Here is an 11,986-nt window from a genome sequence, read left to right as displayed (position 1 = left end):
TTTTAGTTATTGTTTTATGAATTCCACTCTCCGGTTCTGCGCTTTTCCTTCTGGGGTCGAGTTGTCGCCTACCGCTTCGGTTTCCCCTTTGCCTTGGGTGGAGAGTCGGTTCCCATCAACGGCATAGATATCGACCAGCACATTTTTAACGGCTTCGGCACGTGCCTTGGAGAGTTTAAGGTTTGCATCGCTAGCACCATCGGCATCGGTATGTCCTACAATTTTCAAATTAATGCCCTTTTCTTGTTGCAAGACTTGGTATATCTGCCGAATAATGCCCATGGATTCCGCTTTTAAATTATCGGAGCCGGAATCGAACAAAATACCATTGGTGGATATTTTACCTTCCGAGATAAGCTTTCTCCTTAAATCCACACCGCCTTTGGCAATTTTGAAATTGCTCAGATATATATTCTCTTGGTTGATATTAGTGCCCCTTAGCTGAAATTTAATGCCTTTCATTGCTACATTTGCCGGGAGCAATCTAGGGACATCAACAAGTTTTTGTTCATTGATCCACATTCTAAAGCGTTGTTGGTTCACGGCAACGGAAACGTGATGTTTTGCTTTTACAACATCACGAATATCGGCTTGGGTTGTATTTCTGATTTGTCTAGTACCATTAACAACGTTTTCTACGGTGACACCTGTAGCTATAAATTGACAAAAGGAATATTCTGCCATCCCGAAGTTTTTAGGTTTGTTAAAATCGTTGTTGTCCGCTATAATGATACTCAAAAATGATTGTGAGGACGTCTTATCGTTCAATCCATTGGCGATTACATCAAATTCGAGCGTAAAATCCTCTGGCAAATCCGTAATATCGGGAATATACATACTATTATATCCGGGTAGTATCTTTAGCCATTTGTTATCTCCGTCATTTATTGTCGTTAATTCTCCACCGCCGTTAGTGTTCCATTTACTGGGAAAATCGCCAACGAATTCATTGGAAAAATCATCAAAAAATAACGGTTCGTTACCGGGTACAAAGTCAAATTTAGAGTAGATCGATAATGTTTTAGGATTTTCTTTGGTAGAAGCGTCTTGACCATTTGTATTCTCCGATGACGGATTGTCATCCGGAGTTTGATTTTGAGGATTTCCCCCAGTCGGTAAAGGCGTTTTTTTACTGCTGCCGCTACCAGGTTCCAAAATACTATCCAAAACTTGATCGGTTTTCTTTGTAGCTTCTTTATCGACCCTTTTTTCAACTGCTCTTTCAGCGGCTTTCTCCGCTCTTTTCCCTAACTTTTTTAGGAACTGGGCATTGGCACAGGTGGAGCATAGCATAAAAATACCTGTTACGAAAATTATCTTGACGAGGGAATATGTAGTTTTCATATGTAGTTCTCTTGAATGAATAAGGTTTTATAGAAAGTATACTTCTTGAACTGAAGAATACATCACCATAAAATTATCAAAAAGAGCAGGTCAATGACTTAGGATTGTATAGTTGGCAGTACTTTCTTTATGAATCCCGAAAAAATATGTGTCAACGTATTTTGTAAACGGTAAAGGAATTTTCTTGGTCTTGGATGACCAGTTCCGGTTTTTTGTCGTTGTCCATATCCACCATATCAATAGTAGAAATGCCATAGATGGGAAAACCGGGTATCGTCTTTGTTTGGCTGTCAAAGAGGTAGGATTTTTGGTTCTGGATATCCGTCACCGACACGTATATTTTATCGTTCAGGTAAAAAATAGCAGGGTTTGTATATACCCCAAGCTCCAAGGCTACTTTTTTATCTCGTACTCGTAGTATGTTATCGTCCATAATGGCCAAGGTCTTGGAAGTAGCATCCATACCATGGTCCTTATTAAGATTCAGATCTGTTTTTTTGACCGTTCCGTTCGTTGCGATTTGAAAGAGCTGACCATTCGTCGTAGTAAAGGCGATAGTATTTTTGTAAAGGCGCAAGTCGTTTTCCGAAAAGGGGATGATTTCCTTGGTTTTGATCCGCACATCCCCGACCCTATTTAAAATTTTAAGTTTGTTGCCTTCCAACTGAAAAATCAAATAGTCCTTTTTGCCGATTTTGAAATGCTGAGGCGCTTTTAAGATACTTGCTTCCGCTTTAGTGTATTTAAATCCGGAGACAATCCGTGCTTTACCATCGTACATGAAAACCTTATCGTTTTGGGTAACCACAAAACGATAATTTTTATTGTTTTCATAATCAAATACTGCCAATGGGTTTAAGTTGCCCCCATCATATTTTTTATTGAACGGTGAAACCTCTTTTCCGTTTCTGTCGAGAATTAGAAATTGGTTATTTGTAGTGAAGGCTAGTTGTAATCGTTTATTTTTATAGATATCCACTTGTTGGATTCTTCCCTGAATGCGAGAATCCAATTGTTTTTTCCAAAGGACCTTCCCTTTTGTAGATATGAGATATAGTACATTGTCCTCATCCTGAACAACTATTTCCTTTTTATTGGTCCTATGATTGATTACGAATTGGGGCTTTGTCGCAATATCCGCATCCAATTCAATCTTAAATATTGGAGAGACCGTATTGCTTTTATTTTCATCGGATATTTTTTTTATGAAAAAGGTGGTCAACATAAAATCACCTTCTGATACAAATTGGGAGCCAAATACAAACTCTTTAAAATCGGTTATATCAAAGGAACTTGAAAAATCAGGGGAAATAATCGTAGAAAGTGATTCTTTAAAGCCATTGCCGTTTTCGATGGTCAGTATAGTCGATTGGTTGGTGACAATCCTATTTGCAGTGGAAAAGATTTTCGACTTTTCAAAGACGTTCCCGCTTTTATAATCTCTGATAACATTCTCAAGTGTTTTCTTTCGCTCAGAAAAAATTAGGGTATTTTCCAGAATACATGTGAAATTGGATTTAAAATCCAATAGTAGTGGATTGAAATGTTGATTCAGGAAATTGCTTTCGTTTAGTTCCATTATTTCCGAACCCTGAAAATCTGTAGTATTTTTTTGAACGGATTTTAAAAAATCCATAATATTTGCGGCACCATAGGTATGCAGGAATACTATTTTTTCATTCTTGATGGAAGCGATTCCCACTTCCTCGACCGTAGCGAACAATGAATCTCTTTGAATATCGATATTTAAATATTCTTGTCTATTGAAATCGAATATCTTGTGATTTGGAAGTGTGTAAGTTTTGTAAGAGCTCGCATTCTTCGGAGCATAGAATTTACTTCTGCCGGGTTTGTTTACAGCGTCTTTAAAAATGGCTAGATAGTTCGCTAAGGAATCGCCAATGACACTTACACCATTTAATAGAATTTCCTCGTTGTCTACTTCTACATCCAGCGAAATCCAATCTGTAAATTTCAATAGTTGGGACGACTCTTTGTCTCTTAATAATATTTTATGGATACTATCATCTTTAGTAAAATCTATAAAAAGGTTGGCAGTTTTTGTACTGTCGGAAGCATTGAGCAATCGTTCTAATTGCTCATTCTTGATGTTATCACGGTTATTTTCTTTGAGTTTTTCCAAAACCGATAATGAGGAACTGAGAATCTCTTTTTCAAATAATTGCGTTGTGTAAAATTGTAGACTGTCTATTTGATATTTCTTGAATGTCTTTCCACCTGATTCCAAAGTTTCCAACGACTTATTGGGACTATGCTCAAAATTAAATTGAAGAGAATCTTCAGAGATATAAGTGAAGTCAAAATTTTCATCGGTTCCAATGAAAGTCAATAAACCCTCGGACTGATTCTCTACATATTGAAGCGGAATTAATTTTTTAGAAATATTTTGCCCAATAGGAAGTGACTTGAGTTGAGCTATAATTTTATTATCCTTAAAGTCTGATGCGAAAGATTGATAGTCGTTAATTTTTAAGGTAATTGAGGCATTCTCGGGAATGAATCCGGTTAAAGAACTGGCCTTGTTTTTTTCGGGAGAACATCCAGCTACAATTAAAATAAATATAAAATATATGAGGTAAAACGTATTACGCATTAAAAACACTTTGATTACACAAATTTATGGTATTTATAAATCAAGTGTAAGTTGCTCGGGAAGAAGTCTAAAGGATTTACGATGATATTTGGTGATACCATATTTTCTGATGGCCTCTCTATGTTCTTTTGTAGGATAACCTTTGTTTTTTTTCCAATTGTACATGGGATATTCCTCATGGATTTTTTCCATGTAAGCATCTCTTGTTGTTTTGGCCAAAACGGATGCCGCGGCTATACTCATGTATTTAGAATCACCTTTTATAATGCATTCAAAAGGAATGTTTTTGAACGGTTTAAACCTATTTCCATCTACAATAATCAACGGGACTTTCATGGTACATTGATTAATACACTTGTGCATGGCTAGAAAAGAGGCATTCAAGATGTTAATTTCGTCAATTTCTTCTGGAAAAACGTGAGCCACTACTGAAAAATCGGCTTCCTTCATGATAATAGGCTTTAGAATAGTGCGTTTTTTCTCCGATAATTGTTTGGAATCGTTCAGCAAAACATTTTCAAAACTATTAGAAAGTATTACTGCCGCAGCCGTGACAGGGCCGGCTAGACAGCCCCTACCGGCTTCATCCGTGCCAATTTCATTTGAATATTGGTAAAAACTTTTGAGCATTAATAGGTCTTTATTGAAGTTTTTATGAATTTGCTGTGACTTTAACGGTTAAAAATTTGAATAATATTTAATAAAAATTGAAATAAATTGTTTTTTTCGTAAATAATAAGCGTTTTTTAACAAAATATTAAATAGCGTTAGGATACCTTTTGGATAAGTTGGCAATTTTTAAGACTTTTGGCGCAAGCTAATTCAAAAATTATAATTCATGAAACAGAAGTTTACATGGATGTTAACGCCATTATTGGTGTTTTTCATCTCTTTTTCCTATGCACAGGAAAAAACAGTTTCCGGTACTGTATCGGATCAATCAGGATTACCATTGCCTGGGGTTTCTATTGTTGAAGTAGGAACTACTAACGGTACTCAAACCGATTTTGATGGTAATTATTCTATTAATGTTGCCGAGGGCAAGGTATTACGATTTAGTTATATCGGGCAAAAGACAGTCAACAGGACAGTTGGTGCGTCCAATTCCATTAATGTTACTATGGAAGAAGATGCTGAGGCATTAGAGGAAGTGGTTGTAACTGCCCTTGGTATAGAGCGTGAGGCAAGAACCATAGGTTATGCCGTTTCAACTGTACAATCAGAGGATTTAAATGAAGTTCGTGAATCCAACGTTCTTAATGCACTCCAAGGGAAGTCCTCGGGATTGTTAATCACAAATCAAAGTGGTAACGTCGGTGGGTCTACACGAATATTAATTAGGGGTAACTCAAGTTTATCGGGAACCGTACAACCTTTATTTGTTGTAGATGGTGTTCCTATTTCAAATGCCAATACGGCCAGTGGTTCTCGAATTACTGGTGGATTTGATTTCGGTAACAGAGCCCAAGACATCAATCCAGATGATATAGAAAGCGTTACCATTCTTAAAGGCGCGTCTGCTGCTGCATTATACGGGTCAAGAGCATCTGGAGGTGTTATCCAGATAACCACTAAGAGAGGTAAAAAAGGTTCAAAAGCCAGTATATCTTTTAATTCAAACTTTAGATTTGATACGCCCTTGGTACTTCCTGATTATCAAAATGAATTCGCGCCTGGTGATGAGGGTGTGTATGATTTTAATGAATTGCCTAACGGTCAGTTTTCTGCAGGATGGGGTCCAAGCATAGGTTCATTGAGTGGTCAGACTTATGAGAATTTTAATGGTCAACAAACCACGTTTAGAGCCTTTCCACAAAATTTAAGAGATTTTTACGAAACTGGTGCTACAAGTATCAATAGTGTAACGGTTGCCGGTGGAAGCGAAAACGGAAGTGATTATAGATTGAGTATTTCCTACACGGATCAAAGAGGTATTGTTCCAAATTCAGGCTTAAATCGTTTAAATGTAGGATTTAATGCAGGTAAAGAATTTTCAGAAAAATTGAAGTCTCGTACTAGTTTTAACTATGTTAGAACTAACCTTTCCGGTACAGCTAGAGTTGGGGCCAATGACCCGAATGTACTTACTGGGATTGTTAATTTTCAGCCAAGAATAACAGATTATAATCTGTTTAGAAATTTTAGGGATGACCAAGGCAATCAAATAAACGATCCAGGTGGGCAACAGAATAACCCTTACTGGGTAGCATTTGAAAATGCTCCTGAAGTTAATGTTGAGCGTTTCTTTGGTAATGTTTCTATGCAATACCTTCCTTTTGATGGGTTCGATGTTTTAGCAAGAGCGGGATATGATACCTCTGTTGACAAGCGATTTACTCAAAACTCAATCGGGACCATAGGGCGATTGAATGGTGGGTTTAGAGATGACTTAATCAATAGTAGAGAGCTTACATTGGATTTGATTGCCACTTACAATAAAGACATCTCTGATGATTTTAATGTTACCACACGTGCTGGTATGCAATGGAATGAAAGGGTTTTTGAAAGATTCGGAAACATTGCTTCTGATTTAACTGTTCCTGAGCTTTTTGCACCTGGTAATGCAGACGTGAATAACCCATTTAAGGATTTTAGTGTTAGAAGAATCTTTGGTGTTTTTGGTGACATAACGTTCAACTACAAAAATTGGTTGATTTTGAACGCAACGGGAAGAAATGATTTTTCATCTACATTACCTGTAGAAAATAATAGTTTCTTCTATCCTTCTGTTTCTTTGAGTTGGGTGTTTTCGGATGCCTTGGGTATTTCAGGAGATGTATTCAGTTTTGGTAAATTGAGAGGTAGTTGGGCAAACGTTGGGGGTGATACGGATCCTTATCTTTTAGATTTCACCTTTAATCCAGATAATGCATTCTTTGGTCAATTTGGAACAGGGGGTACTTTTCCTTTCAATGGACAGTTAGCCTTTAACACGGACGGTAGTATTACAAATCAACAATTAAAACCTTCTAATCAGGAAAATTATGAGGTAGGTTTGGAACTTGGATTGTTTAAAAGTAGATTAAATATTAATGCTACCTATTATTCAAACCTTACGGAAGACGATATTGTTTTCGTTCCAACACCTCAGACTTCTGGATTTGCTAACTTCTTAACGAATGTTGGTGGTGTATCTAACAAAGGTTATGAAATTGATGTCAATGCGAGAATAATTGAAACTGGTGATTTCGGTTGGGATTTGACTGCTAATTTCACCCAAAATGAAACTATTGTTGAGGATTTATCTGATTTGCCTGGAGAATCTTTGAACTTAGCAACAGAATTTAATGGTATATCAGTAAGAGCAGTTGAAGGTAAACCTTTTCAATTATTTGGAACAAGATTTGCTAGGGCTACAGATAGTGAAGGTAATGAAATAGAAGACCAGATTTTAGTTGATGAAAATGGTATCAGACAAATTGGAGAGGCTGGCGATTTAGGTACAATACAGCCAGACTTCACAATGGGTCTGTCCACTACATTTAGATACAAAGGCTTTAGACTTTCGACTACATTTGACTGGAGACAGGGAGGATTGTTATTTTCTAATACAGTAGGTGCTTTAAGAACTAGTGGATTGGCAGCAGAGACAGCAGTTGATAGGGATAACTTATTTGTGGATCCTAATACTTTTGTTGACAATGGTGATGGTACTTTTTCTCCAAACACAACACCTATTGAGAGTACTCAGAGATACTGGTCTCAATTTTCAAGTGCCAGTATAGCTGAAGGTAATATTTTTGATGCGACGTTCATTAAATGGAGAGAGTTGAGTTTAACGTATACTTTTCCATCTAGCGTATTGGAAAAAACTCCTATTAAAGCTTTACAAATGGGTATTCAAGGTCGTAACTTGGCAATATTCAACTCTAAGGTTCCTCATATAGATCCAGAGGCTAGTATTGGAGGTTCAGGAAGTCAATTAGATGGTATTGAACGTGGTTCTGTTCCAAGTCCACGGAGTATTGGTATGAACTTAACAGTTAATTTTTAAGAAATGAAGAAGAGAAATATAATTTATAGAACATTTTTATGTGTTTTATTGGGATCCACATTGGTTAATTGTGAAGATTCCATTGAAGGTATAAATACCGATCCTTTAGCTGCAATCGTTATTGAGGCTGATTTGTTATTGCCTCAGGTTTTAGTTGCGGGTCTGTCTGCTAACAGAACTGTAGAAATGAATGCTACAAACTTTCATTCTCAGTCATGGTCGGCAACGGTTGGTTTTGGAGTTTTTGCCAATCCTGAGAGATATAACATCAGTGCTAACACTACCAACAACGTTTGGGTTGGTCAATATACTACGGCACTTAGGAATTTGAATCAAATGCAGATTCTGACAGATGCAAATAATCCTACAGCTTTGAACGTGAAGGGGCAGGCCCAAGTGCTTGAGGCTTTTGCATACCTTAATTTAACTCAAATTTTTGGGGATATTCCTTTTAGCGAAGCTTTGCAGGTCGTTGAATTTCCAACACCTCAATTTGATTCTCAAGAGGAGGTATTAAGAGGTATTCCTGCGCTTTTGGATGAAGCTTTAGCTAATCTTTCGACAGATACTGATATCGTGGAAGGCGGAGATTTAGTATATAATGGAGACAGGCAATCTTGGATTCGTTTTGCCAATTCTTTGAAATTGAAGGCTTTGATGTTAATTGCAAATGTAGATCCTGCTTCTGTTCAAGCTGACATTCAAGCTGTGGCAAATCAACCTTTAATATTGGATGAGTCTGAGGATGCAGAATTGCGCTATACTGATACTCCAGGTAATGAAAATCCGATTTGGAAAACTATTGATCAATTTGGAGGTGGTGTTAATACTTTTTGGGGTGGAGGTATCCCCATAATAGATATTATGAATGCTAATGATGATCCTAGACGTGCTACTTATTTTGATACAAACGATGATGGTAATTATGTAGGACAGGAGCAAGGTGTTTTCAGTACGGAGGGTGTATCTACCATTAGCTTAAATATTATTAGGAGAAGTATGCCAGATAGATATGCTACTGCATCGGAGACCAATTTTTATCTGGCGGAAGCAGCTTTGCTAGGATATATTTCTGGGGATGCAAATGCTTTCTATAGAGCAGGAATTCAACAGTCTCTAGACTATTATGATGGTCAACCTGGAGAAATAGCTGCTGCTGATAAAGATGCTTACATGGCTTCTGCCAGGGCTAGTATTTCTGGAGATAGTGATGCAGTTGCTTTGAGGAAAATTCACGAAGAAACGTATGTTGCTAACTTTACTAGAGCAATTGAGTCATGGACTGACTGGAGAAGAAACAAAGTTCCAGATTTAACGCTTCCTACAGGTGCTGTTTTGACTGATTTTATTAGAAGGTATCAAATACCACTTAGTGAGGTGACCGCAAATCCAAATGCTCCCGGTGTTGAGAATTTGACTGCTCCAATGTGGTTCGAGAATTAATCACTAATTTTATTTATATAAAAAACCCCTGAGAAACAGGGGTTTTTTTATTCCCCAAACTTTCACATTTACTTAGGAACAAAAAAATTAACTTTGCCATAGACAATATGTATGCATGAAATATCTTTTTGCGCTTTTATTACTTCTTTTCACTTCAACTATTTTTTGCCAAGAGGATAAGCCCAAAGGAGATAATATAAAGAGAGATAGTACAGACCTACCGATTGAACCTAATAAAAATCTAAAACGAGAACTCACCAATGATTCCATCTTAGGTCTTACAATCGAAGATTATAAAATAATTTCTTTCGAAAGGGACACCACATTTTTGGATACTACACTTACTATTCAAAAGGAATACAAGTATAATTATCTTAGAAAAGATGATTTTGAGTTGATGCCCTTCTCAAATACAGGCCAAGCGTATAATAAGCTAGGTGTCAATTTGAATCGGAGAGATTTATATCCGAAACTTGGGGCAAAGGCTAAACACTACAATTATTTGGAAATAGAGGATATTGACTATTATAATGTTCCTACTCCTATGACAGATCTTTTTTTTAAGACTACTTTAGAACAAGGTCAATTATTAGATGCAATGTTGACTTTTAATACTTCTAGAAGATTGAATTTTTCTTTAGCATATAAAGGGCATCGATCTTTAGGCAAGTACCAATTTGATCAGATATTATCGGGAAATTTCAGGACTACGGTAAATTATCAGACTAAAAATGAAAGATACTTAATAAGAGCCCATATCGCAGCTCAAAACATTGACTCGCAAGAAAACGGGGGGCTTACCGACAAGGAGCTTCAATTTGAATCAGGGGATGAGGATTTTCGAAATAGACCTAGAGTGGATGTCCGTTTTGATGATGCTGACAATAAGGTATTAGGCAAGAGGTATTATCTAGATCATCAATATAAATTAATTAGAAAAAGGAAAGATTCAAGTTACGTTGAAAAAACTTCTTTGGCTATCGGTCATGCTTTTAATTACGAGACTAAATTTTATCAATTTTTGCAGGATAACAGTAACGAATATTTTGGTGAATCTGTTCTATCAAGTATAGATGACAAAGCATCCCTAAAAACGTTTTATAATCAGTTTAATGTTCAATTCTACAATAAAACACTAGGACTTATTAGGGCGAACGCTAATATGTATAATTATAATTATGCTTTTAATAGCATTTTTATAACTGGGGAGGGGCAAACTATTCAAAATCAATTAAAAGGTACTGAGATTGCTTTAGGAGGTGATTATATCAAAAGAATCGGTGATTTTGATATACAGGGTTCATTAAAGTATAACCTGTCGGGAGAGCTTACAGGAAATATACTGGATGCATCGGCATCATATATGATAAAAGATAAACATAAAGTAGAGCTATCCGTACACTCATCATCACGTATGCCAAATTTCAATTTCTTGCTCTATCAAAGCGAATACCTTAATTATAATTGGCAAAATACGGACACCTTTGAGAAGGAGAATACAAATAGTTTCCGTTTAGATATTGATTCTAGCGTATGGGGTCAACTTTCAATTGACTATCAAACAATAAACAACTATACATATTTTGGTTCGGACACTTCCGTATTGATAGAGGAAAATAGAGAGCAAGCCAATATCCGACCCTTCCAACAAGCATCTGCCATATCGTATTTAAAAGCAAAATATTCCAAAGAATTCAGATTGGGCAAGTTTGCTTTGAACAATAAGGTAATGTATCAGAATGTTTCTCAAGATAATAATGCATTAAATGTACCACAGTTGGTAACGAGGAATACTTTGTATTTTTCTTCGGATGTCTTTAATAAAGCGATGTATTTGCAGACCGGAATCACTTTTAAATATTTCACAAGCTATACGATGGATGCATATAGCCCTCTGTTAGGAGAGTTTTATGTTCAAAACGATGAGGAGCATGGGGGGTTTCCATTATTGGATTTTTTCATAAACGCTAGAGTGAAACAGACCAGAATATATTTAAAAGCGGAACATTTTAATTCTTCTTTTACTGGTTATGATTTTTATGCGGCTCCAAATTATCCATATAGAGACTTTGTAATTCGCTTTGGTCTCGTTTGGAATTTCTTCTCATAGCTGTTTTTCGTTATTGTTTAATTCATTGTATTTTAATCATTTGACTTTTTTATGAATTTCCACCTATTCGGATAGGGCGTTGATTCCCAGTTAAATATCATTTTAATGCATTGGGTCAATTTAATTTTTAATACAAATCACTTAAAATCAATTAGTTATATTTTTTTTAAAATTATTTTAATTTTTTTTCGAAATATCCATTGTGTAATTAAAAATGCTGATTATATTTGCACCCGCTTTGGGGGATTCCCGTGGCGTCGGTCGGGGCCTCAGGGGTTCCGTCCATGAAGAGTAGTTCATTGAAATATTGTGGAGAGCGAGGTACCGGGGCATATGCCTTGTGTACTTCGGAGAACAGATAAGATATCAAGAATTTAGATCGATAGGATCGGGGCCGGGGACGGAATTTGGAGACGTTGGGACGAATATATAAGAAACAACGATGAAGAGTTTGATCCTGGCTCAGGATGAACGCTAGCGG

Annotated in this window: 6 protein-coding genes; 3 read left to right on the top strand and 3 right to left on the bottom strand. The window is 36.5% G+C overall.

From position 1 onward, the window contains the following. Positions 1-6: 6 nt before the first annotated feature. The 3 genes from ACKWBX_RS11710 to ACKWBX_RS11700 all read right to left on the bottom strand — a co-directional run bounded on the left by ACKWBX_RS11710 (position 7) and on the right by ACKWBX_RS11700 (position 4,588). Positions 7-1,344, bottom strand: a complete 1,338-nt coding sequence (locus ACKWBX_RS11710; protein WP_413968887.1) for an OmpA family protein — start codon at positions 1,342-1,344, stop codon at positions 7-9. A 151-nt stretch (positions 1,345-1,495) separates the two neighbouring features. After that, a complete protein-coding gene (locus tag ACKWBX_RS11705) occupies positions 1,496-3,958 on the bottom strand; it encodes a ribonuclease HII (RefSeq protein WP_413968886.1) in 2,463 nt (820 codons plus the stop codon). A 33-nt stretch (positions 3,959-3,991) separates the two neighbouring features. After that, positions 3,992-4,588, bottom strand: a complete 597-nt coding sequence (locus tag ACKWBX_RS11700) for a ribonuclease HII (protein WP_413968885.1) — start codon at positions 4,586-4,588, stop codon at positions 3,992-3,994. A gap of 208 nt (positions 4,589-4,796) precedes the next feature. Here ACKWBX_RS11700 and ACKWBX_RS11695 point away from each other — a divergent pair, with 208 nt between their 5' ends. The 3 genes from ACKWBX_RS11695 to ACKWBX_RS11685 all read left to right on the top strand — a co-directional run bounded on the left by ACKWBX_RS11695 (position 4,797) and on the right by ACKWBX_RS11685 (position 11,505). Next, entirely contained in the window at positions 4,797-7,952 is a 3,156-nt protein-coding gene (locus ACKWBX_RS11695) for a SusC/RagA family TonB-linked outer membrane protein (protein WP_413968884.1), read from the top strand. A 3-nt stretch (positions 7,953-7,955) separates the two neighbouring features. Further along, a complete protein-coding gene (locus tag ACKWBX_RS11690; protein WP_413968883.1) occupies positions 7,956-9,395 on the top strand; it encodes a SusD/RagB family nutrient-binding outer membrane lipoprotein in 1,440 nt (479 codons plus the stop codon). A 115-nt stretch (positions 9,396-9,510) separates the two neighbouring features. Beyond that, on the top strand, positions 9,511-11,505 hold the full coding sequence (locus tag ACKWBX_RS11685) for a putative porin (RefSeq protein WP_413968882.1): 1,995 nt from the start codon (positions 9,511-9,513) through the stop codon (positions 11,503-11,505). Positions 11,506-11,986: the final 481 nt, after the last annotated feature.

This window comes from Maribacter algae (genome assembly GCF_047345745.1).
Taxonomy (GTDB): domain Bacteria; phylum Bacteroidota; class Bacteroidia; order Flavobacteriales; family Flavobacteriaceae; genus Maribacter.
This window is presented reverse-complemented; position numbering and strand designations above follow the sequence as displayed.